At 42.0% G+C, this 24,019-nt stretch carries 18 protein-coding genes and 1 tRNA gene; 8 read left to right on the top strand and 11 right to left on the bottom strand.

Annotated elements, in window-relative coordinates; translation table 11 throughout:
* Positions 1-36: 36 nt before the first annotated feature.
* Together hda and I6E84_RS05855 are read right to left on the bottom strand one after the other, a co-directional pair.
* Positions 37-840, bottom strand: coding sequence for a DnaA regulatory inactivator Hda (hda, locus tag I6E84_RS05860; protein WP_197216760.1), 804 nt, complete (start codon positions 838-840; stop codon positions 37-39).
* A gap of 329 nt (positions 841-1,169) precedes the next feature.
* Positions 1,170-2,276, bottom strand: coding sequence for an AI-2E family transporter (locus I6E84_RS05855; RefSeq protein ID WP_197216758.1), 1,107 nt, complete (start codon positions 2,274-2,276; stop codon positions 1,170-1,172).
* A gap of 340 nt (positions 2,277-2,616) precedes the next feature.
* Between I6E84_RS05855 and purM the strand changes: the two genes are divergently transcribed.
* Both purM and purN read left to right on the top strand, forming a co-directional pair.
* Positions 2,617-3,666: a phosphoribosylformylglycinamidine cyclo-ligase gene (purM, locus tag I6E84_RS05850; protein WP_197216756.1), complete on the top strand. Its 1,050-nt coding sequence runs from the start codon at positions 2,617-2,619 to the stop codon at positions 3,664-3,666.
* Entirely contained in the window at positions 3,666-4,364 is a 699-nt protein-coding gene (gene purN / locus I6E84_RS05845; protein ID WP_197216755.1) for a phosphoribosylglycinamide formyltransferase, read from the top strand. The genes purM and purN overlap by 1 nt, the downstream gene beginning before the upstream one ends.
* A gap of 183 nt (positions 4,365-4,547) precedes the next feature.
* Here purN and I6E84_RS05840 read toward each other — a convergent pair whose 3' ends face one another.
* Both I6E84_RS05840 and I6E84_RS05835 read right to left on the bottom strand, forming a co-directional pair.
* On the bottom strand, positions 4,548-5,921 hold the full coding sequence (locus I6E84_RS05840) for an NAD-dependent succinate-semialdehyde dehydrogenase (protein WP_197216754.1): 1,374 nt from the start codon (positions 5,919-5,921) through the stop codon (positions 4,548-4,550).
* A 399-nt stretch (positions 5,922-6,320) separates the two neighbouring features.
* Positions 6,321-7,310 (bottom strand): LysR family transcriptional regulator, encoded by a 990-nt coding sequence (locus I6E84_RS05835; protein WP_110923131.1) that lies wholly within the window; start codon positions 7,308-7,310, stop codon positions 6,321-6,323.
* 754 nt (positions 7,311-8,064) lie between these two features.
* Between I6E84_RS05835 and I6E84_RS05830 the strand changes: the two genes are divergently transcribed.
* Positions 8,065-9,651, top strand: a complete 1,587-nt coding sequence (locus tag I6E84_RS05830) for an isocitrate lyase (RefSeq protein WP_197216753.1) — start codon at positions 8,065-8,067, stop codon at positions 9,649-9,651.
* A 284-nt stretch (positions 9,652-9,935) separates the two neighbouring features.
* On the opposite strand, the gene I6E84_RS05825 is transcribed toward I6E84_RS05830, so the two are convergent.
* Positions 9,936-11,219, bottom strand: a complete 1,284-nt coding sequence (locus tag I6E84_RS05825; protein ID WP_197216752.1) for a DUF4349 domain-containing protein — start codon at positions 11,217-11,219, stop codon at positions 9,936-9,938.
* Between the two features lie 452 nt (positions 11,220-11,671).
* Here I6E84_RS05825 and I6E84_RS05820 point away from each other — a divergent pair, with 452 nt between their 5' ends.
* On the top strand, positions 11,672-13,300 hold the full coding sequence (locus tag I6E84_RS05820; protein ID WP_197216751.1) for a CYTH and CHAD domain-containing protein: 1,629 nt from the start codon (positions 11,672-11,674) through the stop codon (positions 13,298-13,300).
* Between the two features lie 264 nt (positions 13,301-13,564).
* On the opposite strand, the gene I6E84_RS05815 is transcribed toward I6E84_RS05820, so the two are convergent.
* Positions 13,565-14,080 carry a L,D-transpeptidase gene (locus I6E84_RS05815; RefSeq protein WP_197216750.1) on the bottom strand — a complete coding sequence of 172 codons (516 nt, stop codon included), beginning with the start codon at positions 14,078-14,080 and terminating at the stop codon, positions 13,565-13,567.
* A gap of 205 nt (positions 14,081-14,285) precedes the next feature.
* On the opposite strand from I6E84_RS05815, the gene I6E84_RS05810 reads away from it, so the two are divergent.
* The gene (locus I6E84_RS05810) at positions 14,286-15,533 is read left to right on the top strand and encodes a hypothetical protein (protein WP_197216748.1); all 1,248 of its coding nucleotides are present in this window, start codon (positions 14,286-14,288) and stop codon (positions 15,531-15,533) included.
* A 139-nt stretch (positions 15,534-15,672) separates the two neighbouring features.
* On the opposite strand, the gene I6E84_RS05805 is transcribed toward I6E84_RS05810, so the two are convergent.
* A complete protein-coding gene (locus tag I6E84_RS05805; protein ID WP_110923137.1) occupies positions 15,673-16,911 on the bottom strand; it encodes an argininosuccinate synthase in 1,239 nt (412 codons plus the stop codon).
* A 393-nt stretch (positions 16,912-17,304) separates the two neighbouring features.
* Between I6E84_RS05805 and pyrC the strand changes: the two genes are divergently transcribed.
* The 3 genes from pyrC to I6E84_RS05790 all read left to right on the top strand — a co-directional run bounded on the left by pyrC (position 17,305) and on the right by I6E84_RS05790 (position 19,929).
* The gene (pyrC, locus tag I6E84_RS05800) at positions 17,305-18,375 is read left to right on the top strand and encodes a dihydroorotase (RefSeq protein WP_197216746.1); all 1,071 of its coding nucleotides are present in this window, start codon (positions 17,305-17,307) and stop codon (positions 18,373-18,375) included.
* 212 nt (positions 18,376-18,587) lie between these two features.
* Positions 18,588-19,307, top strand: a complete 720-nt coding sequence (rnt, locus tag I6E84_RS05795; protein WP_197216744.1) for a ribonuclease T — start codon at positions 18,588-18,590, stop codon at positions 19,305-19,307.
* Between the two features lie 546 nt (positions 19,308-19,853).
* Positions 19,854-19,929, top strand: a tRNA-Glu gene (locus I6E84_RS05790).
* A gap of 311 nt (positions 19,930-20,240) precedes the next feature.
* On the opposite strand, the gene I6E84_RS05785 is transcribed toward I6E84_RS05790, so the two are convergent.
* The 4 genes from I6E84_RS05785 to eno all read right to left on the bottom strand — a co-directional run bounded on the left by I6E84_RS05785 (position 20,241) and on the right by eno (position 23,908).
* A complete protein-coding gene (locus I6E84_RS05785) occupies positions 20,241-20,864 on the bottom strand; it encodes a BLUF domain-containing protein (protein ID WP_197216742.1) in 624 nt (207 codons plus the stop codon).
* A 383-nt stretch (positions 20,865-21,247) separates the two neighbouring features.
* Complete coding sequence (gene ispD / locus I6E84_RS05780; RefSeq protein WP_197216741.1) at positions 21,248-22,006, bottom strand: 2-C-methyl-D-erythritol 4-phosphate cytidylyltransferase; 759 nt, start codon at positions 22,004-22,006, stop codon at positions 21,248-21,250.
* Positions 22,007-22,157: 151 nt separating this feature from the next.
* On the bottom strand, positions 22,158-22,466 hold the full coding sequence (locus tag I6E84_RS05775) for an FtsB family cell division protein (RefSeq protein ID WP_110923142.1): 309 nt from the start codon (positions 22,464-22,466) through the stop codon (positions 22,158-22,160).
* A 125-nt stretch (positions 22,467-22,591) separates the two neighbouring features.
* On the bottom strand, positions 22,592-23,908 hold the full coding sequence (gene eno, locus I6E84_RS05770) for a phosphopyruvate hydratase (RefSeq protein WP_110923143.1): 1,317 nt from the start codon (positions 23,906-23,908) through the stop codon (positions 22,592-22,594).
* Between the last annotated feature and the right edge of the window lie 111 nt (positions 23,909-24,019).

Below are 24,019 nucleotides of genomic sequence, written 5' to 3'. Positions count from 1 at the left end.
AAAACGTTTTGGATAAAAATATTCGTATTTTTAGGGCTAAAAGTCGAATGGCATAGTATGTTGATCTTGATCTGCAGAGTCATGATCTACTTGCGTCTCTTGCGCAATATCAGCAAGCTCTGCCGCTAGTGTCTGTTCATCAATAGTACGTAACGCATCACTTATGACTGCTTTGGATATATTGTTGCGGCCAAGATTAGAAAACATCGGTTGAATATAGTTGAGCACGTCCATCATCGCCCCGATACGGTGCGGGCCTTCCGTAAGCAAATAGTCAATAATCCTATCGTCAAACTGCCAGCCTCGTCGACGCAGGATAGACTGCAATAATGCCTGACGATCTGCCAGATCATGACCATTCGGTACTTTAAACGTAGGTGCTTGTGCCAAACGGGTCAATAAATCTCTCAGCTGAAAAGGTAAATCATCAGCAGGTTTATTGGCTGCAAACAATAACTGACGCTGACCTTCCCGACTACGATTAATCAAATGGAATAAAGCTTCTTGCCACTGACTGCTTTGCTCAAGGACTTCTAAATCGTCGATTGCGATCAGATCAAAGTTCTCTAAAGATGAAAGCACGTGGACATCGGCATGAATCAACTCGTTGAGTGACAAACAGATAGCAGATTTGTCCATCTCAATAAACGACTCACAGATTGCTGATAGCAAATGAGACTTACCAGTAGCAGGACTACCAAATAGATACAGCTGTCCTATCAGGCCGACATGTAACTGCCGCACTGCATCAATAATCGACATCCAACCAGGACCGGCAAAGTCGCTTAGACTTGCATCATGCTTAATGTCCAGATTGAGACTTAGCTGTGCTTCTGCCATGAATCATCAACTCGTTTTACGTAACACAATGGAAAATAGGAGGCATAACGGTCGTAGAACTGACTTTACTGTGTTCAATACGACTTGATATAAACTTGTGGCGTTGGTCTGCCGTGTTCTTGGCTATGGACATATCGTAGGACTACCATTATAAAAATGGCTCTTGCCAACGAATAACCACTGATACTACTAACACTGCGCCTATATATAACATATTTGCAAAATGACTGACAAGTCTTTTACCTATTAAGCCTTATCAACCGCCCTTTATCTCTCTCATAATTCTACCGCCAATTTATGATAAACACGTTAATTTGACAGTAAACCATCTAATTCTTTTCAAACAGAGCCAGTTGCTTACGGCCTTTATAAAAATCAGTCGAACGATAGTAAGCGTATAAATGGCGGAACAATACATTAAGCACCGCTGAGACAGGCAAGGCTATCAGCATACCGACGAAGCCTAACAAGCTGGCTCCTGCCAATACCGAAAAGATAACCCATAGCGGTGACAGACCAATCTTATCACCTAATAGCAACGGCTGCAGTACATAACCCTCAGCGGCCTGCCCAACCAAAAATGCACCAGCGATTAATGACAGATAAGTCCAGTCTAGTCCAAACTGGAAGAGGCATGCAGTAATGGCAGCGATGAAACCGATACCAAACCCCAAATAAGGAACAAAGCTAGCAACCCCCGCAACCATACCAATGATAAGTCCAAGTTCAAGACCAATGAGCTGCAACTGCACCGCATAAATCATGCCCAACAGCACCATTACCAATAACTGACCTTTAATAAAAGCCATCAATGCACGATCACACTCTCTGGCAATCTGAACAAACTTTTCATTATAAGCCGCTGGAACCGCCATTTTCCACGTATGCAAACGCTGATCCCAATTAAATAAGAAATAAAATGTCAGAATAGGCACTAATACGATGAGTCCCGCATTATTAATAAAGCTCATACTTGAGGCAATGATATGGCTCATCATCGTGCTGGCATCTTCGAATTTATAATTCGTTTGCATGTAATCGACCAACGTCTCAGAAAACCCTTTTGACTCCAGCTCTGGCAAACTAATACGGCTGTTATTAACAAACCATTCTCGCACCACTTGGTTATACCAGTTCAACACTTTGGGTAAGTAGTCCCACGCCGCTTGCAACTGATTCCAAAGTGTCGGTATCAACCACCATAGCAGCAGCACCATTCCTAACGTAATGGTCGAATAGACAATGATAATCGCTATCCAGCGTTTGATATATTTCGATAGGCGTTTGACCAGCGGATTGAATAAGTAAGCGAGTACGAAAGCAAAGACAAACGGTATAATGACAGGCATCATTAAATACAATAAAAAGACAACCACCACCATAGCAACGACGATAAATAAGCGTCGAAAAAAGAGGTCGATTGGTTGGTTCATCATAACAAGTTATCCTAGGCTTAGGCTGATTTAAGGTTGCGATATGATTGCTTTTAAATAGGTGTTATTGAGTAACAACATCTTAATAGCAAACAGTTATTGACAGTAGATTTAGATTCCCATTATCGCAGAGTACCGTTAAAAATCAGTCATTTTTTGTTTCTTGATGCTTTATTTGCCACTTAAAGCAAGTCTTCACTAAATATCAGTCAAATATCGGCAAGTTGCTTTGCGAGTGTGGGTCGTTTTTGGGTATAATGCGCCCACTATATTCAGAATTTACACGACCAACTCGCTTTTCTACCGATAGACCTTCATTCCCTATAAAATTTGTGAGATGACCATGAGTAACAAGCCTTCTTTAAGCTACAAAGATGCCGGCGTTGATATTGATGCAGGCGATGCGTTGGTTCAACGTATTAAATCAGTGGCAAAAGCCACCTCTCGTCCTGAGGTTGTGGGCGGACTTGGCGGTTTTGGCGCGCTTTGTCGTATTCCGACCGGTTACACCTCACCTTTATTGGTTTCGGGCACTGACGGCGTAGGCACCAAGCTTAAACTGGCCTTGCAACTGAATCGTCATGACACTATCGGTATTGATTTGGTCGCTATGTGCGTCAATGACCTATTGGTTTGCGGTGCTGAGCCATTATTCTTCTTAGATTACTACGCAACAGGCAAGCTCGATGTTGACGTAGCAGCGACTGTCGTCACTGGTATTGGCGAAGGTTGTAAATTATCAAACTGTGCGCTCATCGGTGGCGAGACAGCTGAAATGCCAGGCATGTATCAAGATGACGATTACGACCTAGCTGGATTCTGTGTGGGTGTGGTTGAAGAAGCCGAAGTAATCACTGGTGAAAATGTCGCGGAAGGTGATGTATTGATAGCCCTTGGCTCAAGTGGCGCGCATTCAAACGGCTATTCATTGGTTCGTAAAGTTATCGAAGTAAGTGGCGTTGATGTCACTACTAGCGATGCACAATTAGACGGTCAGCCTATCCAAGACGCACTCATGGCCCCTACTCGTATCTATGTTAAAGCTATCAAAGCTTTGCAAGACACTCTTGGTAGTTCAGCCCTTCATGCGATGTCACATATCACAGGTGGTGGCTTAACAGATAACTTACCGCGTGTATTGCCTGAAACACTAGCCGCTAGCATCGATACCAATAGCTGGCAGTTCTCAGAGCTATTCACTTGGTTACAAACCCAAGGTAACATCGAGCAGAGTGAAATGTACCGCACCTTTAACTGCGGTGTTGGCTTTGTAATTGTCGTGCCTAAAGATAAAGCTGAAGCGGCTATCAATATATTGAATGACGCTGGCGAAAAGGCATGGCAGTTAGGCGAAATGGTCAGTCGTGAAGCGGATGCAGTGGTGTACCGTTAATGCTAGCCAATAATACCAGTCACGCCAACAAGCCATTGCGTATTGCCGTTTTGGTATCAGGCAGTGGGAGCAATTTGCAAGTATTGATCGATGCCATGCAAGCTGGCGCACTACCGATTGAAATAGTAGGTGTCATCAGCAATCGTGATGACGCTTATGCCATCACGCGTGCCAATGATGCTGCCATTCCAGTCGCGGTACTGTCACACGTTGCTAACGGCAAACGCATGGGTATCAAAACTTTTGAAACTCATGCAAATGCACAGCTTGTTGAATGGCAACCTGATTTAATAGTGTTAGCTGGTTTTATGCGTGTATTAAGTGGCTCATTTATCGATAATGCGCCAGCGCCTATGATTAACTTGCACCCTTCTCTATTGCCTGTTTACAAGGGGCTTGATACCCATCAGCGAGTTATACAAGCAGGTGAGCGTCACCATGGTTGTAGTATTCATGTCGTCACTGCTGAGCTCGATGCGGGCGCTGTTTTGACTCAAGCGCTGTTAGAGGTCAATCAAACAGAGACGGCTGATAGCCTACAAGCACGTGTACAAGAACTTGAGCATAAATTGCTACCTTGGACAATTTTGCTATTGGCAAATAAAGTATTGTCACTTGATACTAGTAATGAAACCTGTAATAAAACTAAGGCAAATTACTTGCCAGCCTTGCCATTACAGCTTTTTATGAACGCTTAGATTGGCATTAGAGCATGATAAGTTAGCTCGAACCTAGTTTTGGCACGTATAACATTTTTACATGAAAAAGCCCAGTTAACTCGTAGTGAGCGACTGGGCTTTTTTATTTCAATAACCCTCTACAATTTGAAATCATAAATGGTTATCTGCTGAAACTGTCTAGCTATTTAACTATCTAGATTCTTAAAATACATGAACCGCTTTGATATTAACGAACTCTTTGATACCAAAGCCACCATGCTCACGACCATAACCTGAATTTTTTACACCACCAAATGGTAATGCAGGGTTGGCTAGACCGTAACCATTGATATAGACCATACCCGTATCAAACTCCTCACGTGCTAGACGTACTGCTTTGTCTGTATCTTTTGAGAAGATTGCACCACCTAAACCATAACGGCTGTCGTTAGCGATACGTAAGGCATCGTCCTGGTCTTTTGCGCGAATGAGCGAAGCCACAGGGCCAAACAACTCATCATCATAGGCAGGTTGACCTTTTTCAACGTTTTCTAAGATAGTGGCTGGATAAAAACTGCCTTTGCTATCAGGAACTTTACCACCAACAGCAATCGTTGCACCTTTAGCCACACTTTGCTCTACTTGCTCATGTAACTGTTCTTGTAGATCTTTGCGAGCCAATGGTCCGATGTCTGAGCTATCATCCATAGGATCGCCATATTTCGCACCTTCAAACTTCTCAACAATACGCTTGCGGAATTCGTCGTATACGCTATCTACTACAATGAAGCGTTTTGCGGCGACACAAGTTTCACCGTTATTGATCAGGCGTGCTTGTGTACAAGTTTCTACTGCTATGTCTAAATCAGCATCCTCTAACACGATGAAAGCATCGTTTGAGCCAAGCTCTAATACCGCTTTTTTGATAGCTTTTGCTGCTTGTTGACCAACGATGACACCTGCTTTATCGCTACCTGTGAGCGTCACACCGCGTACTTTGTCGTTGTTGATTAATTCTTCTGACTGGTCGTGACCGATGATAATGGTACGGAAAAGATCATTTGGCAATTCAGACTCATGAAGTATTTTTTCAATTAATAAACCAGAGCCTGTTACGTTAGAAGCATGTTTTAACAGGATACTATTACCTGCCATCAAGTTGGCAATGGTATAACGGAATACCTGATACGCTGGGAAGTTCCAAGGCTGCATACCATAAATGATACCGATAGGTTGATAGCTGACCAATCCTTTTCTCATGCCTTCGATATCACGTACATCGTCAGCCAATGATTCAACACCGTTTTCAGCAGTATAATCACAGATTGCCTTACACAGATCAATCTCTTGCAAGCTTTGGCTATATAGCTTACCGCGCTCTTCTGTCATCAGTTTAGCCAACTCTTCTTTGTACTCGATTAGCTTATCACCAATAGATTTAATCGCTCGGCCACGTTCTTCGTGACTAACAGTGCGCCATGCTAAAAATGCTTCATGTGAAGTATCAACAATTTTATTAACTTCGTCTACGCTCATGTAATCGTAATTTTTAATCTCTTCACCCGTAGTTGGGTTGATAGTAGTGATATCTGACATGTTATTGTCCTTGTTATATTTTATTTTATGTTTAGTATTTTCAGTTTATAGAATAAGCATTGGTTACTGTTTTGTGGCTCAGCATACTCGCTAAACGCTATGCAATAAGTTCTTGTTGTGTCATAAGCTCTTATAGCAACCAATCACTCAAATAGGTATCAGCTTGTTGGTGCACTGCTTTCTATCTGTGGCCATCATAACAAGGTAATTTGGATGATAGGTTTACAAGATATGAAGAAGTGTGCATAAGATGTTAAGAGTGTGGCTATCTTATTAATTACGCTTAAGTTGTAAGCAGTTTGAGTTATAGATGAGGTATTTGAGTAAAATTAGACCAGTAAAAAACCAGCCCTACGGCTGGTTTAATAAAAAATTTATCTGTCTTAAAAAACAATCAATTTAAAATAGATGGTTCATCACAGGTATCTCCTGCGGTGGGTTTTCTTCCTCATCAACGATTTGACGCGCCACATGCATGATAAGTTGGCGTAACCAACGATGAGCTGGATGATGTTGCAATAACGGTGACCACGCCATCGTTAGCTCAAACTCAGGAATGAAGAATGGCGGCTCTTCCATTTTAATACTGTCGTTATTTGCCTGCATTTTTGCCACACGAGTTGGCAAAGTTGCTACCAAATCTTTATTAGCAGCAAGCATGGCTGGCATCTGATAATGACGAGTAAAAACACTGATTTGACGTTTTTGACCGAGGCGTTGTAGCGCTTGATCGATAGACCCCAAACCACCTGATTTTTCAGGATTTACCCCAAAGCCGACACCCATGCCGGTTTTAGAGACCCAAACATGCTGTGCTTTCAGATAGTTTTTTAAGTTGAAACGATTGGCATAAGGGCTGTCAGAAGACAACAGACAACTAAAAGTATCACGCCACACCAACACTTGGTGAAAGCTCTGTGGTATCTCGTTAAAGCGGTTAATTGCCAGATCAACGCGTCCCTGCTCCATATCCCGATAAGAGACGTCTGATGGTGTCAAGAAATCCAAGATAACATTGGGTGCTTCAGAGCGTAAAGCTTTGACCAGTTTAGGAACTAGCGTCGCTTCCGCATAGTCTGACGTCATGATACGGAAGACGCGAGAGGTGCTATAAGGACGGAACTCAGTACGTGGCTCTAACACTTGCGTCAAATCTGCCAGTATCTCACGAATACGAGGTTGCAATTCTAAAGCCCGCTCCGTTGGCGTCATACCCTCAGAAGAACGTACCAGTAACGGATCGTTAAACAACTTGCGCAGACGGCGCAAAATGTTGCTCATCGCAGGTTGGGTAATGCCAAGCTGCTCAGCTGCACGAGTGACATTTTTCTCTCGTAACAACACATCTAGATGTACCAATAAGTTTAAATCTACCCGCTGCAAATTCATATATAGTTCTCTTGGCCTTTGGATAAGTGCCGTTATAAGCTTGGCATTTTTGGTGCTGTTCTAACAATTTATGGTCTATAACAGTGTAATTCTGCTACTTTTTATCTGATTTTATGCGATATCTGCTAAGTATAACCCAAACCGTCTAACGTAAGGTACTGTTATATATGAATTATAACTTAAGAAAATACCCAAGATAATAATCATAAATTAGATAAATCTTGGTAAGGCAGTTATAGTAAGTCTCATAGGATGACTTGTAACGCAAACGATACAGCTTAGTTTTATAGACTGGCTACATTCATTTGACCGACACAATTATATAGTATATTGATGGTCTATATCGGTAGCATCATACGATGAATTGATTGCTTAAAAGACCGCTATAGTCATTAGACAATGACCAAATCTATCGCACAAACTGTTTATTATTGTAACATTTCTTATTGCCGATAATGACATCGCCACTCAATAAAGAACGCAAGTGCTTTAGAAATATATGAATAAGCTCAGCAACCTTTTATACATTGCCCATTGTTTTTTCACTACCAAGTTCTAGTAATTCTCTTGTATTAGTGACTAAGTTTGTTTAGGGTAAATAAGGCTTTAACTGATAGCTTGTAATTCTGTCTGACCTTATGAGATGTCAATGGCACTAATATAAAGTCTAAATGTATACCTTTTCAGTCATACACAATCGTCATTATTTTAGCACTTAACTTATTTGTTTTTACACCCCACCAAGGAGACATAGATGTCAACTGCATATAAATCAGCGATCGACTTAGTACGTGAATTGAAGCAAAAGCACGGTAACTGGCAGAATATCAGCGAAACCGATGCGGCACGTATGATGTCACAAAACCGTTTTAAAACGGGCTTGGATATCGCAAAATATACTGCAAAAATCATGCGTCAAGACATGGAAGACTATGACAATGATACGTCTCAGTACACACAGTCTCTAGGTGCATGGCATGGTTTTGTTGCACAGCAAACTATGTACGCTAAAAAGAAATATTTTGGCACGACTTCTAAAACTTACATCTACTTATCAGGTTGGATGGTTGCAGCTCTACGCTCTGAGTTTGGTCCACTACCTGACCAATCTATGCATGAAAAAACATCAGTGCCTAAGCTAATCGAAGAAATCTACACGTTCCTACGTCAAGCCGATGCTAAAGTATTGAACGATTACTTCCGTGAGCTAAACGCTGCTGAAGAAGCTGGTCAAGATACTTCAGCTATCGTAGAAAAAATCGAAAACTTTGATTCACATGTTGTGCCAATCATTGCTGATATCGATGCAGGTTTCGGTAACGAAGAAGCCACTTACCTATTGACTAAGCAAATGATCGAAGCAGGTGCTTGTGCCATTCAGGTTGAAAACCAAGTATCTGATGCTAAGCAATGTGGTCACCAGGCTGGTAAAGTAACTGTACCGCATGAAGACTTCATCTCTAAGCTAAACGCTATCCGTTATGCATTCCTAGAGCTTGGTGTTGAAGACGGTGTTATCGTTGCTCGTACTGACTCTGAAGGCGCATCACTCACACAAAAAATTCCAGTATCAAATGAGCCAGGCGATCTAGCTTCTAAATACATCGACTTCATCGAAATGGAAGAAGTTACTTTAGAAAATGCTCTAGAAAACGATAGCTTACTTAAGCACAACGGCAAACTAGTACGTCCAGTTCGTCTGCAAAACGGTCTATATCAGTTCCGTGAAGACACAAACATTGACCGTGTTGTACTTGACTGTGTGACCGCTCTAGAAAACGGTGCCGATCTACTATGGATTGAAACACCAACTCCAGATGTAGAACACATCAAAATGATGGTTGACCGTATTAAAGAGCAACAGCCTAAAGCGAAGCTTGTATACAACAATAGCCCATCATTCAACTGGACGCTTAACTTCCGTAAGCAAGTCATTGCACAGTGGGAAGAAGAAGGCAAAGACATCTCTAGCTACAATAAAGATGACTTGATGAGTGCTGATTATGACGGTACTGAGCTTGATGCAGCAGCTGATGTCGCTGCTAAGAACTTCCAACGTGATGCGTCACGTGAAGCTGGTGTATTCCATCACTTAATCACGCTACCGACTTACCACACGACTGCTCTTAGCGTTCATGAACTTGCTAAAGGCTACTTCGGTGAAGAAGGCATGCTTGCTTATGCAGCTGGTGTACAACGTAAAGAAATCCGCGAAGGCATCGCTTGTGTTAAGCACCAAGCAATGGCCGGTTCTGACCTAGGCGATGATCACAAAGAAATCTTCTCTGGTGACAACGCACTTAAAGCTGGCGGCGGCAAGAACACAATGAACCAGTTCTAATCACCGACCATCTATAGGTAATTGCTAAAAAAGCCGCCCTACATAATGTAGGGCGGCTTTTTTATGGCTGTTTATTGACACTCTGTTATTGTGAGCTTTTTAAGCTTCAATTCTAGGGCCTGTCTTCATTTTAAAGATGATGATAAAAATGAGATAAATTGCCGTCAAACGAGGAAAATAGCGCAGATAATATCAGGATATTAACCAACTATTTGACGATGTTTGGCAAAATTTAGCTATTTTTAGCTCTTTTAGAGGACACTCGTTTGAATTGAGAACACGCCCTAGTGCTTAGCATCCTTGCTATCAGTCTCTTTAGCACTGTCGGTATTATCACCTACCTGATTGCTCTTTATACCCTCTGAATGATGGACGTCTTGGTTTTCACCCATCAGATTACGTCGTAAGTGTTCTACACGAGGGCTGTGTTTAAAAAACTTACGATAGATCGCTTTTATCATTCTATAAATGAGATAAAAAACACCACCAAGCACCACTAGCCACCACAATTGTATAATGCCAAGTGCAAATGACCTGAGCATACTCCAACCATCTTTGAATGATTTGTTGACTTCGGTGCCAAAACTCGGACGTTCAGCATCTATCAAAACATCTAGGTTTTGAGTGGTTTCTTTATAACTGACATCTGGCTGCATAAAACTCAGATTGATGGTGCTATATTTGACTTTATCGGCGATATCCATTTGCTCAAGCTTTGCCAATTCTTTTTGGCGACGTGCTGCATAAGTAGCGGTGATAGCATCGACATTACTACCCTGATCTTTATCATTTTTGCTATCGAGACGCTCTTGACTGAGCTCATCCGCCATATCGCTATTTAGCTGACTTGCTAGCTGCTCACGATAAATATCCAAAGTAACGTCTTGTGCAGTGAACTCCTGACCATTCAAAAAAGCCACTTGCTGCTGCATTTGCTCCAAGAACTTATTGACGTTGACACGAGGAACCCGAACCGTCATTTCAGCTTGGCGATTATAGGTTGTAATCGTAATATTTTTATCACCTTGGACAAAGGTTCTATCACTACGTGGATAGTTGCTAATATTACTGAGCGCTACATAGCCACCCTGCTGCCGTGTCAACGTCTCAATGGCAGCACTACTCCTGACCACGTCTTTGACAGTAAAGTTTGCACTGGCATTAATCAGCAGCTCTTTACCTTGTATCTGGATATTAGCGGTCTGACTAGCAAGTGTCTGCTCACTACTCTCTGATAAGCTCTCAACCGTCAGTCCATTGGCTTGATTGTCAGCCTCTGGCTCTGCAACAACTGATTGTTCAGACATCACGGTATTGATATCAGCACTAACGTCTTGTTCATTCGCATAGTCACTTGGCTCCTCTGAGGCACTTTCTGCATATTCCTCAGATTGACTACAGCCACTCATCAGTAATACAGACCCGAGCATTGCCGCTGCTATAGCTAATGACAAACGATTGGGTTGTGATGATGTTTTAAGCTTACTCATCATAGAGTCGTGCTGCCTATCAAAACCAACCTGTTTTTTCAAAAGACTGCTTGCAGATATCATCTGGATTTCTCTCATATTAAATATACTTTTGTTCAATATTTTCTCAATTATAACGACAATAAAACAAAAGTGTATTTTTTATAGAAAGAACACCTAGGGTGTGTCATCAATTAGATTGTGAGGCTTAAAATGAGAAAAATTGTAGATAAACAAGGAAGGGATTGCCGTTAATATGAATATATTGACAAAATTACTGACGATGTTTAGCAAAATTTAGCCATTTTAAGGCCACTAAATGTATTAATGTGCTAATTGATGACACGCTCTAGGCAGTTCTATAGAATATTACTTGTTATTAGATGATAGCTTTCATACGATAGAGTTGATTCAATCTAAAAAAGTACCAAGTAGCCGAGTACAGATGTGTAGTACTTTCACTCGACTTCCTTGTATCCAAATTATATTGAGCCGACTATAGATTGACTAAAGTACTCACTTAACGTTTATTAAAATAATTGGGAGCCACCATGCAAGAGATAGAACTGAAGTTTTTGGTGCCAGAATCACGGCTAAAAGGCTTGATGCGGCAAGCTCAAGTCAAATCCTCACAGCTGACGCAACTGGCTGCCCATTATTACGATACGCCTGACCAACAACTAGCGAAAGCAGGTATCGGCTTGCGTATTCGTAAAGAAGGCGAGTCGTGGGTACAGACAATCAAAGCTGGCGGCGATGGTATTGCCGCGCGCTTAGAGCACAATGCGGTATTAGATAACGAACAAGTACAAGCAATGCTCGATGCCAACTCCCTCATGCCTGATTTGACCATTTATAAAGACACTCCAATCGCCCCTGCATTATCTGAATTTAAGCTCAAAAAACTGGCAAAAACACTGACACGATTGTATGTCACTGATGTGCAGCGCACCACTCGATTGCTAGTAGAAGACAGTAGCGATCAAATAGATAATCAAGTAAACAATAGCATCGAGATAGCCTACGATTATGGAGAGATTATTCATGGTAATGATGATGCTCAGCGAGAAGTCATCCGAGAGATAGAATTCGAGCTGATATCAGGAGATTTAGACTTTCTATTCATGACAGCCAAAAATTGGTGTCAGCGCTATAAGCTGTGCCTATCTACTGTGACCAAAGCTGAACGTGGTGGATTGCTCATCAACGGACAAAATCATAGCCCAGCAGTTAGTGCTGATCTTAGCCAGCTAAACATCAATAAAAAAATTAGCATACCTGCTTTTGTCAGGGCTGCCGTACATAACTGTCTACTGCAAATACTACCGAACAGCAGTGCTATCGTGGCTGGTAGCACTGACAGTGACCACATCTTGCAGTTACAGATAGGTATTCGCCGCTTACTGGCTGCCCTAAATGCGTTTGCGAGCTTCTCTGATGAAATCAATCCTGATTGGCAGCCAATACTAAAGCAAACGGCTACCCTGATTGACGATTATCAGGAGCTAGATTACCTAGCAAATCATATCGACCCTAAGCTGCAAAAATATGGCGCGCCTGAGACTAACTGGACGATGGATATTGACGCTCTCAAAACTAAGCCTATTGATGCCATCAGCGTCCCTGATTTTCAGCTGACCTTATTAGAACTCATTGCCTTTACTATGAGTGATCCAACCCTTGAGCCTCAAAGTAACAAGCTTGCTACCGATAAAATTGTAAAAGTCTTATCCAAACAATATAAAAAGCTGCTCCATACCGATGAAGAGCTTGGTGAGGGAAACAATGTTGAAAGCGAGAGTATGGATTTAGAAGACATTGATTTAGAAGATGTTGATTTAGAAAGTACGAACTCAAACCTTGATACTGATGACCAAGCAGACTTTGAATTGCATCAGCTAAAAGATTTGCGTTACATCACTGAGTTTTGTGCACCTCTATTAAGTAAGAAAGGGTCTAAAAAACGCACCGAACGCCAGCTAAAGTGTTTGCTCAAAGCGCAAAAACCATTAGAGAAATATCATAGCTATGCACAATATCAACAGCGTTATCAGTTAAAATCAGCTGTAGATAATAATGCACTATATGGTGCAGGCTGGTTTGCAGCCGTACTCAAAAATGACACGAAACACAGCGACAAATGCTTGGCCAAAGTGAGAGATCGTTCGATATTTTGGTAAAATATTCATCGTAAAATAGCAAAAACGTAAAATAAAAAAGACAGCTCACTCTATGAGGGCTGTCTTTTTTATAATGTCTGATTCAAGAAAGTTACGATAGATGATTTAATCAATGTAGTTGTACTATCATTCTGTTTCATCCACTTATACCATAGTCGGTTCAATATAGTTTGGATACAAGGAAGACGAGTGAAAGTACTACAAATAGTAGACTAAGCGAGACTGACACCGTATCCAATTTATAGAGGATTGACTATACTTATACTATTCAGCCGTAATAGTCACAAACGTACCCTCGCTGACTTGTTCAAATAGCTGAATGATATCTGCATTACGCATACGTATACAGCCATGCGAAAATGGTGCGCCCATTGGCTCGGTATCTGATGTGCCGTGTATATAGATATAACGCTGGTAAGTATCGCAACCACCTTGGCTATTAGCTCCTTTGTTCACGCCTTCTTCCAGACCGCTGAGCCAAAGGATACGGCTCAATATCCAATCGCGCTCAGGATGAGACTTACCGAGTTCCGCATCATATATCTCACCTGTGGGCACACGGCCTATAAACACAGCGTTACTAGGTACACTACCCCCTATTTTTTCGGCAATGACATGTTTGCCAAGCGGTGTACAGCCACTATCTTGCTGACTGCCAATGCCATTTTTAGCAGTCGATATCGAGTATCGTGCTATTTCTTTATTCTGCTGGTGTACCGTTAGATATTGCTGAGCGATGTTAATAACTATCTGTATATCAAGATTGTTGCTGTTTTTCATAAATGCTTCCAACTATCAGTAATTCGTAAAAATACCGTTAGGGCAATTAGGACATATTAAACTTCCAACTAGGTCACTCACAGTGACTATATTCGGATTATTCAACACGTCCTCGTAAAATGATTGAAAATTTCTATTATCAAGGGATTGTATCAAGGCATTGGGCACCGTAATATAGGGGCACACTTTTTGATGCTAGCAGATTATGACGACTATTTCACCGACACGTGTGTCGATGTATGATTTTCTATATCAAGATACCATACCGATGGTGTCATTATTGGCAGATGCCGCAAAGCTTTCATTACCACAAACCCGCTTAGCAATGGATGCCAGTTTGCAGGCAATTATTAGTGCCCTTCTCGCTTACCAACAGCGTTACGATGGTCAGTCAGTGAGTAAAAAACTGTTTGGGCGTGGTGCTGTCAAGGAACTCCGTCAATACAACTCTATGAACTTTGCGACCATTAGTGCGACGTTATATCATCGTCACGATGCGGCAGATGCCATATTCTCTGATAATGCTCGGGTCATAAAAGCGAGCGATCGTATTGCCAGTCAAATTGACGCAACGACGCAACAAGTCCAAATTTTACTGACCTCTTTATGTGTGGTTGTGCTCCGTGAGCTGGCTATATTGGCAGAATACAGTCAACTTGATAATAACGAAATTAATAAATGGTTTGCGCTACAACCACAGTTTCTGTCATTAGCGCGTTTCGCAGCCAGTGAACCAGAAACGCTATCTGCTAAACTGGCTAATAACAACGAAGCAGCCGAAAGCACAGTGGACACGGGAGCTGAAAACCCATCAGAGGTTGGCTTATTAAGTACTGAACAGCTATCAAGCAACCCACCACCTTTCGATCCTTACTGGTACGAACTGACGGCATTCAAACCTGAAAACTATGAACCTGTGCAAGACATGCAGATGGCCACAGGTAACTATCTAAAAGCCATTGGCCGCTCACCTGATAACTTGCAACAAGGGCGCCACAATGACATGCTGGTGTTTGCAGAAATGCATGATATTGCATTGCCACATCAACGTTGGTTATTACAACTCGCGAAAATATCAGACATCTATCTCAGTCGCAATCGACTGCGCGTAAATTCTGAACCTGCTACCCCGCCCAAGCCACCTTTGGTTAGCTTGGGACTCATCGGTGGCAATAGCGACAACACGCCCGCAACGATCAGTGAAAAACCGATTGAATACGAAGCCGCCACGCCGCTTTGGAAAAACCCCGTCATTATCATTATCATTCTGGTCATTAGTATACTGGGTGGATTGGCAACTCTCAAATATCAGATGCAAAAGTCTGACGGTGCTATGTTGGCAACAGAAGAAGTGCTATTAGAACAAAAGACTCTCGAAGAACGTCAGCAGCAGGATGTCGCAATCGTGATGGTAGACGATGAAGATGTTGCAGAAACAGCTGAAGCTGAGTAGAAAAAAGCAGTGATTTAAATGTGGCTGTTGTCATAAGTATTTAATCACAAACTATCAGCAATAAAAAAGAGGCCCTATATCTAAGGCCTCTTTTTTGTGCGATTTAATTTTCTAATTGATTACGAATAATCTGACAATCTTACTTAGATAAATCGCGACCACGGCTGGCTTCGATAGCTAGACGTAGACCATTAAGACGGATAAAGCCTTCTGCATCTTTTTGATCATAAGCGCCTGCGTCATCTTCAAAAGTTGCGATCTTTTCGTCAAATAATGAATCATCAGACTTACGTCCGACAACGCTCACCGCACCTTTATATAGCTTCACGCGAACCGTGCCGTTGACATATTCTTGTGATTTGTCAATCAACGCTTGCAACATCATACGCTCAGGACTGAACCAGTAGCCGTTGTAAATAGTTTTAGCATAGCGTGGCATTAGCTCATCTTTTAAATGCGCGGCTTCACGGTCTAAGGTCAATGACTCAATACCGCGATGCGCTTTTAGCATAATCGTGCCCGCTGGTGTCTCATAGCAGCCGCGTGACTTCATGCCAACATAACGGTTTTCTACGATATCTAAACGTCCGATACCATGCTTACCGCCAATCTCATTGAGCTTGATCATGATTTCGAAAGGCTTAAGTGCTTCGCCATCGATAGCAACGATGTCGCCTTTTTGATACTCTAGCTCTAGATACTGTGCTTCGTCAGGCGCTTCTTCTGGGCTGACTGACCAGCGCCACATATCATCTTCTGCTTCAGCATATGGATCTTCTAGGATTCCGCCTTCATAAGAGATATGTAGCAGGTTAGCATCCATTGAGTATGGAGATTTTTTCTTATTACCCGCATAATCAATCGCAATGTTGTGCTCTTTCGCATATTCCATCAAGCTTTCACGGCTAGACAAGTCCCACTCACGCCAAGGGGCAATGGTGACTACATCTGGTGACAAGGCGACAGCACCCAGCTCAAAACGTACTTGGTCATTACCTTTACCCGTAGCACCATGGCTAATGGCATCAGCATTATGTTCTTTAGCAATCTCAACCAAACGCTTCGCGATTAGTGGGCGTGCGATAGAAGTACCGAGCAAATACTCGCCTTCATAGATAGCATTGGCACGGAACATTGGGAACACATAGTCACGGGCAAACTCTTCGCGCAAGTCTTCGATATGAATATGTTTGATACCCATGGCTTCTGCTTTAGCGCGTGCTGGCTCAACTTCTTCGCCTTGACCAATATCTGCGGTAAAGGTAATAACCTCTGCATCATAAGTCTCTTGCAGCCATTTAGCGATGATTGAGGTATCAAGACCACCTGAATATGCCAATACGATTTTATTAATATTTTTCGGATCAAGTTGAGCCATGAATAACTCCTATTATGAGAATTTAATTTTGGTAAAAGCGCTAAGATTCAATCGAAAGGTAAACTACTTACTCAGTGTACATCATATTTACTATAGGCAAAAGTGCCACGGCCATAAGGAGTGAGCTTTTGGTTGAATGGTGAGCCAATGGATATATGCTATCTCTATGAGATTGTTATCTAATCATGATAAACCAGACCATTTTATACATTTAAAAATCATTATTCGCCATAGAATGCTAGCAGAATACTCAAAACCTTCTACAGTGCGACCAATGAATTATGTACAGAGCGTTAGTCGCATATTTAGTCAAGTGGGCAAATCTGTTATGATAGCCACATAACACCACTCCGTTTTATTCCCATATATGACGACACAGAGCGCTACGACATTATGACTGATTCGATTAGAGAATTGACCATCCTTCAACCAGACGACTGGCATATCCACTTACGTGACAGCACAGCATTGAGTACGACAGTACCACATGCCGCAAATAGCTTTAATCGTGTGATTTGCATGCCAAACCTAGTACCGCCCGTCAAAAATGTCGACGATGCACGTGCTTACCGCGCGCGTATCATGTCACATCTAGAAGCTAGTAGCTTGAGCACAGAGCGCAAAACGGCGTTCGACCCCCGTATGACCTTATACCTGACGGATAAAACGACTGCACAAGACATCGAAATGGCAGCAAAATCAGGTATCGTACAGGCCGTTAAGCTATATCCTGCTGGAGCAACCACCAACTCTGCTGACGGCGTCACCAATATCAATGCTTGTGTTGATGTCTTCGAAGCACTAGAAAAATACGACTTGCCATTATTAATACATGGTGAAGTCACTCAAGATCATATTGATATTTTCGATCGTGAAAAGCGCTTTTTAGATGAAGTGTTGGCACAAATTATCGTAAAGTTCCCTACCTTGAAAATCGTAGTCGAGCATATCACTACCAGTGACGCCGCAGACTTTGTATTGGCTCAAGGCAATCACGTTGCCGCCACTATTACACCGCAGCATTTGATGTTTAACCGCAATCATCTATTGGTCGGTGGTATCAAACCGCACTTTTATTGCTTGCCTATCCTGAAGCGTGAAAGCCATCAAAAGGTATTATTAGATGTCGCGACCAGCGGCAATCCAAAGTTCTTCTTAGGTACTGACTCTGCTCCACATGCGACAGATAAAAAAGAAGCCGCTTGTGGCTGTGCTGGGTGTTATAGCGCTGCGACTGCCTTGCCACTGTATGCCACGGCTTTTGATAGCGTTGGTAAAATAGACAAGCTAGAAGGTTTTGCCAGTCGTTTTGGTGCCCAGTTCTACGGCATGCCATTAAATGAGAGTACGATTACGCTTGTCAATACGCCTATGCAAGTGCCTATCGCTTATCCTTACTTCGATGGTAGCTCTCTCACCCCGCTTATGGCAGGTGAGACGCTACCATGGTCTCTTAGAGACTAGAGCACGCTAAGGTATGTCATCATTTAGATTGTAAAAATTAAGGGTACTAAGTGCTAAGTGAACCAATTGATGACATGCCTGATATAAAGCCCTCTATATTTTATTCTATAATATCTGTCATATCCCTATCTTAAGCGGTGTGACAGATCTCATCACATACTTATTTTTCATTTAATATAACACTACGACTGATAAAAGCGATTTTACCTGATATGACCACTCAAAACGATGCCACCTTGCCTGACAATACCGTGACAGATGAACAAGCACCAATACGCTTAAAAGATCGCTTTCGTAAGTTTTTACCTGTGGTCGTCGATGTTGAGACAGCTGGTTTTAATGCGCAAACTGATGCTTTACTAGAAATTGCCTGTATTCCCGTACTACTTAATGAACAAGGTGTGTTTTATCCTGGAGAGGCTTTCAATGCTCATATCGAACCTTTTGAAGGGGCAAATTTAGAGCCAAGTGCCCTCGCCTTTACAGGGATTGATCCTAAAAACCCACTGCGTAAAGCCATTGCCGAAGACGAAAAAACTGCCCTACGCCGGATTTTTAAGGGTCTAAAAGAAGTACGCCGTGAGGAAGACTGCCGTCAATGTGTATTAATCGGACACAATGCCCATTTTGACTTGGCGTTTTTGAATGCAGCTGTGCTACGTACCAATAACAAGAGCCACAATCCGTTCCATAACTTTTCAGTTTTTGATACCGTCACGCTATCAGCACTCGCATTTGGTCAGACGGTGCTGGCACGTGCCTGTAAGGCAGCAGGGCTAGATTTCGATGGTAAAGACGCTCACTCAGCGCTATATGATACGCAAAAGACTGCCGAGCTGTTTTGTCATATTCTTAACCATTACCCCATGCTGGCTAATGCAATGCATAATGAAGCAAATACAGATGAATTACCTGACGGCGATAATAAATAAGCCACATATCCTATATTGCCCATGTCTCCTAATAGTGCTACTTTTAACACTTGATGACTTTGGCATCTTGATTTTACAATCAATAGGGATATGATTGATATCATGATAAACAAGCCTCTCGTTTAATTATTGAATATGGTATCGCCATCATTCAAAATTAACAAACGAGTCGACAACCTATGATTATGCACTTTAAAACGGTGTTGTCGTATCCTATAGATGGTTTAAGTTGCCCACACTGCCTTGTAGCATGACATTGCTTATACTATAAGGCTTGATAGGAGGGACTTTATCATGGATCCACAACTCAAATTATGGGGAACTATCATAGGCTATATGCTACTAGCTTTGACGATTAGCGCTTGTACTTCTTTGTGGATTCGCTATCATTTAAAGCGTAAAGACTTACATCCTCGCCGCGCAATCAAAAAAAGATACTTAATTTTAAAAAGACGAAGAAAAAGGCTTGACAGCAAGCGCAGACACCATTAGAATACGCACCACTTCGGCATAAATGGTGAAAGCAGCTGAGGTGTTGTGTTACTAGTCCCCATCGTCTAGAGGCCTAGGACACCGCCCTTTCACGGCGGTAACGGGGGTTCGAATCCCCCTGGGGACGCCACTATTTGGCGTCACTCGTTAGCAAGTTTGCCGCAAAGCATCTATTAAGACTAACAAGCGTACCATCGAAAAGCCCAATCACATCGTGATTGGGCTTTTTTTTATGCGTGCATTTAACTGTCTCACAAAGACGATACCTAAGATCTTCAAATGTATATCACTATTAATTTAATGCAGCTAGTAATGTGTACTATGAATACGCAACTTGATTTTCGGCTGCATCTATATTAAAAGTTTTATCGAAAATTTACTGACAAAAAAGCCAACATTGAATGTTGGCTTTTTAGATCGAATACGATTTCTTTATAAAATTTACCAGATTTTATCTGATAACATTAACCATAACAGTGTCATGATAACCATCACACCAAGTACGGTTTGAATCAAAAAGAACGCTTGATGCTGACCGACCACCTTACTTAAGGTCACCCCTAATGTACTGTACTTAATAGGTGGCGTATCTATATTACCTGTTCTTGCCTGTTCTTCATAATACCCTTGTAGGATATCTACAAACCTTGGCCATTCACTAGAATCCCAATCGTAAGGCTTGAACGGCATAAAGTTTTTCAGCTCAGGCTCTTTTGTCATCCAACGTTCAAGTGTGACAGAACGTAGAGACCAATTCGTAAAACGGCGTTGAGAGATTTGTGAAAAATCTAGAATTTTTAGTTCTTTATGACGGTCATCTACTAGTAATCGATTTTTTAAATTAGTGAGCGCTTGTTCTGACCCTTCTACACACTGTAAGAAGTAACCATTGCCATAGCAAAGAATACCTGTGACGTTATCGGCTTGGTTTTGCTCAATCGAAATCTCTGAAATGTCGTTAAGCGTACTAGAGCCTGACAGACCAGTCGAAGTGATTTGGCTGATATATACAAGCTGGCAGAGATCTATTGTGACTGGATTTGTCGAATCATTAATTTTTGACAATTCGATTCTCCCTATTTTTAGATAAATGGAGCTAAAACAACCATACTAACTTTAGAAAAAACATAGAGACAAGACTTTTAGAAGCATCAAATTGGTCTGGTATATTATTGATTTTATAAATGTTTATATTAATTGTATTAAGTTGGTTACATCATAGGCTAGTTTGGTCATCAAAGCAATCTATGTTTGACAATACTGTTTGTTCTTCATAATTGAGGAGACTCTAAACGAATGAAGTAGCCTATGTTTTTATTTTAAAATAGGTGCTGGCTGAAATATGTGAGATATAAGCACACCTACCTCTCTATTAAATAGACGTATTCGATACGATACAGGTAGTAGCAAACTAATAAGAAATAGCTATTGGAGATACTTTAGGATAATTACGATTGTGCAGTCAGAATAGCTGCAAGTAAGATAGCATCGTCTGGATAAGTGAGCTTTATGTTTTGGCGACTGCCAATCACTAGACGAATAGGGAAATCTAAGTATTCAAAGGCACTGGCTTCATCCGTGATAAAAAGGTTATGGGTAAGAACATAAGCCAATACCCTCTTCAACTCACCTAATCGAAATACTTGTGGGGTTTGAGCTTGCCACATGTTACTGCGGTCGATAGTGCATTTAGCATAAGAATGTGCGTGGTTATGGTTACTAATAATAATCTCATTCGTAAGCTCAGATTGAGCAGTAGAATAGACATTTGACTCTTTTAGTGTATCAGCCACAGGTGTTGCTAGGATAGCGCCATAAGGCTCTGTCATCGCCGCTTCGATCACTTGATCAATATCATTACTGGGTACAGCAGGACGCGCAGCATCATGAATCAACACTAAGTCTGAATCGTCAGCGCCTGAATGACTGATTGCCCCTACACCTGCCTGTACTGACTGCCAACGCTCAGCGCCGCCAATGGCATAATCTATAGGAAGTGCGAAATCGAGTGTTTGAGCAGTGGTGTCATCTGCTGCAATGACCAACAAGCACTTATCAACATAATCACTACAGGCGAGCCTTGCCACGCTATGCTGTAGCAGTGTCCGTCCTTGTAGCATCGTGTATTGCTTGGCAACAGACGCACCAAAACGACTACCGCGACCAGCAGCGACGATCATGGCATGTATACGAGGTGTGGTATTCATAAGATAATACTCATCAAGCAGCCCTCATGGTTGAGACCCATGACAATATGGCTAAGGAAAAGCAAGTGCTAAGAGGGGTAAAGAGATTGAGGTGAACAGAATATCTATTCTAGATAATAACAGGTAGTACTTTTTAGAAAACTAAGAATGATTACTGACTGCTGTGCGTGGTAGGTGCAGTGGACACTTGCACAAATGTCTCGTTTGGTTTAATCAAACCCAAATCTAAACGAGCATGCTCTTCTACTGCTTCGAGACCATTTTTTAAATCATATACGTCGGTACGTAATAAATTATTTGCTGCTACTTGGCTCTCATTCAAGCGCTGCTGCTCTTCTGTCTGAGTCATCAGTTCGTTGTGCTCGAAACGACCATTTTCGCCTAGCCAATACTGATATTGCAGCCCTAACAGGACAGCAACGGCTAACGCGAGTAACATAAATTGGCTAAAATATTTCATAAGAGGATAACGCCAAACGACAGAGATATAGTAAAAATTAGCTAAAGCAGCTAGGCAATATATAAACACAACAATGATTACATACTGCCCAGCTTTAACGTTAAGTCCTGATCAACTTGGACTTATTAACCACGTAGACCGATGAACTCTTCACGGCCACGATAGCTTGCACGTACTTGCTGCTCGATACGAAGCAATTGATTGTATTTTGCGACGCGATCTGAGCGGCATAGCGAGCCAGTCTTGATCTGACCAGCAGCAGTACCAACCGCTAAATCTGCAATAGTACTGTCTTCAGTTTCACCTGAACGATGCGAAATAATCGTCGCATAACCATTTTTCTTCGCCAGATAAATCGCATCTAGCGTTTCTGATAAAGTACCAATCTGGTTAAACTTAATCAAAATTGCGTTGGCAATTTTCTTATCAATACCTTCTTGCAAGATAGCAGGATTGGTTACAAATAAATCATCACCGACCAATTGTACTTTATCGCCAATTTGCTCAGTCAAATACTTCCAACCATCCCAATCTGACTCATCAAGACCATCTTCGATAGAGATAATAGGATATTGACGTGCCAAACCAACTAGATAGTCTGAAAAACCTTGGCTATCAAAAGATTTGTTACCTTCGCCTGCCAAGATATACTGACCATCTTTATAGAATTCGCTCGCTGCACAATCTAACGCAAGATGAATGTCTTCACCAGCTTTATAGCCGACTTGCTCAATCGCTTGCATAATGACAGTGATGGCTTCTTCGTTGCTACGTAGGTTTGGTGCAAAACCACCTTCATCACCGACCGCTGTATTCAAGCCTTGTGATTTTAGGACAGATTTTAAGCTGTGGAAAATCTCCGTACCAGCACGCAATGCTTCTGAGAAGCTCGTAAACCCAACTGGCTCAATCATGAACTCTTGGATATCTACAGTATTATCCGCATGCTCGCCACCGTTTAAGATATTCATCATTGGCACAGGCATCGTGAGCGACGTCTGATTGCGCAAGTTGGCAATATACTGGTGTAATGGCAAGTTCTTTGATTTGGCAGCCGCTTTAGCAGTGGCAAGTGACACCGCTAGCATAGCGTTGGCACCAAGGCTGTCTTTGTTTTCTGTACCGTCTAGCGCAATCATTGCATCATCAATGCCTTGCTGCTCTGTAACGTCTTTATCCATCAAAGCGCTACGGATTTGGCTATTCACATTGGCAACGGCTTTTTTCACGCCTTTACCCATGTAGCGATCTTTGTCGCCATCACGCAGCTCAAGCGCTTCACGTGAGCCAGTCGACGCGCCACTTGGTGCTGCAGCACGGCCAATCGTACCATCAGCCAAGATAACATCGGCTTCAATCGTTGGGTTACCGCGTGAGTCTAAAATCTCACGAGCGCGAATGTCTTTAATTGCGGTGACGTTGTTGGTTTCTTCAGCGTACATAATGTCTGTTAATTCCTTTGGTCATGCCAAGTTTATGGGGTAAATAACGGCAACTAGAATACAAAAAAGATAAAGCAAATTATCGTATAGCACGTGCGCCTAAAACAGCTT

Source organism: Psychrobacter sp. SCQQ22, assembly GCF_015864605.1.
Taxonomy (GTDB): Bacteria; Pseudomonadota; Gammaproteobacteria; order Pseudomonadales; family Moraxellaceae; genus Psychrobacter; species Psychrobacter fozii.
Note: the sequence above shows the minus strand (reverse complement) of the source record. Positions and strands in the feature narration are given on the sequence as shown.

What these genes read in the sequence shown, in the direction of transcription:
- I6E84_RS05825 (WP_197216752.1), bottom strand. Translation starts at nt 11,219, where the DNA reads ATGAGAGAAATCCAGATGATATCTGCAAGCAGTCTTTTGAAAAAACAG.
- hda (WP_197216760.1), bottom strand. Translation starts at nt 840, where the DNA reads ATGGCAGAAGCACAGCTAAGTCTCAATCTGGACATTAAGCATGATGCA.
- pyrC (WP_197216746.1), top strand. Translation starts at nt 17,305, where the DNA reads ATGACTGATTCGATTAGAGAATTGACCATCCTTCAACCAGACGACTGG.
- I6E84_RS05830 (WP_197216753.1), top strand. Translation starts at nt 8,065, where the DNA reads ATGTCAACTGCATATAAATCAGCGATCGACTTAGTACGTGAATTGAAG.
- ispD (WP_197216741.1), bottom strand. Translation starts at nt 22,006, where the DNA reads ATGAATACCACACCTCGTATACATGCCATGATCGTCGCTGCTGGTCGC.
- I6E84_RS05775 (WP_110923142.1), bottom strand. Translation starts at nt 22,466, where the DNA reads ATGAAATATTTTAGCCAATTTATGTTACTCGCGTTAGCCGTTGCTGTC.
- I6E84_RS05855 (WP_197216758.1), bottom strand. Translation starts at nt 2,276, where the DNA reads ATGATGAACCAACCAATCGACCTCTTTTTTCGACGCTTATTTATCGTC.
- eno (WP_110923143.1), bottom strand. Translation starts at nt 23,908, where the DNA reads ATGTACGCTGAAGAAACCAACAACGTCACCGCAATTAAAGACATTCGC.
- purN (WP_197216755.1), top strand. Translation starts at nt 3,666, where the DNA reads ATGCTAGCCAATAATACCAGTCACGCCAACAAGCCATTGCGTATTGCC.
- I6E84_RS05840 (WP_197216754.1), bottom strand. Translation starts at nt 5,921, where the DNA reads ATGTCAGATATCACTACTATCAACCCAACTACGGGTGAAGAGATTAAA.
- I6E84_RS05805 (WP_110923137.1), bottom strand. Translation starts at nt 16,911, where the DNA reads ATGGCTCAACTTGATCCGAAAAATATTAATAAAATCGTATTGGCATAT.
- I6E84_RS05820 (WP_197216751.1), top strand. Translation starts at nt 11,672, where the DNA reads ATGCAAGAGATAGAACTGAAGTTTTTGGTGCCAGAATCACGGCTAAAA.
- purM (WP_197216756.1), top strand. Translation starts at nt 2,617, where the DNA reads ATGAGTAACAAGCCTTCTTTAAGCTACAAAGATGCCGGCGTTGATATT.
- I6E84_RS05835 (WP_110923131.1), bottom strand. Translation starts at nt 7,310, where the DNA reads ATGAATTTGCAGCGGGTAGATTTAAACTTATTGGTACATCTAGATGTG.
- I6E84_RS05810 (WP_197216748.1), top strand. Translation starts at nt 14,286, where the DNA reads ATGACGACTATTTCACCGACACGTGTGTCGATGTATGATTTTCTATAT.
- I6E84_RS05815 (WP_197216750.1), bottom strand. Translation starts at nt 14,080, where the DNA reads ATGAAAAACAGCAACAATCTTGATATACAGATAGTTATTAACATCGCT.
- rnt (WP_197216744.1), top strand. Translation starts at nt 18,588, where the DNA reads ATGACCACTCAAAACGATGCCACCTTGCCTGACAATACCGTGACAGAT.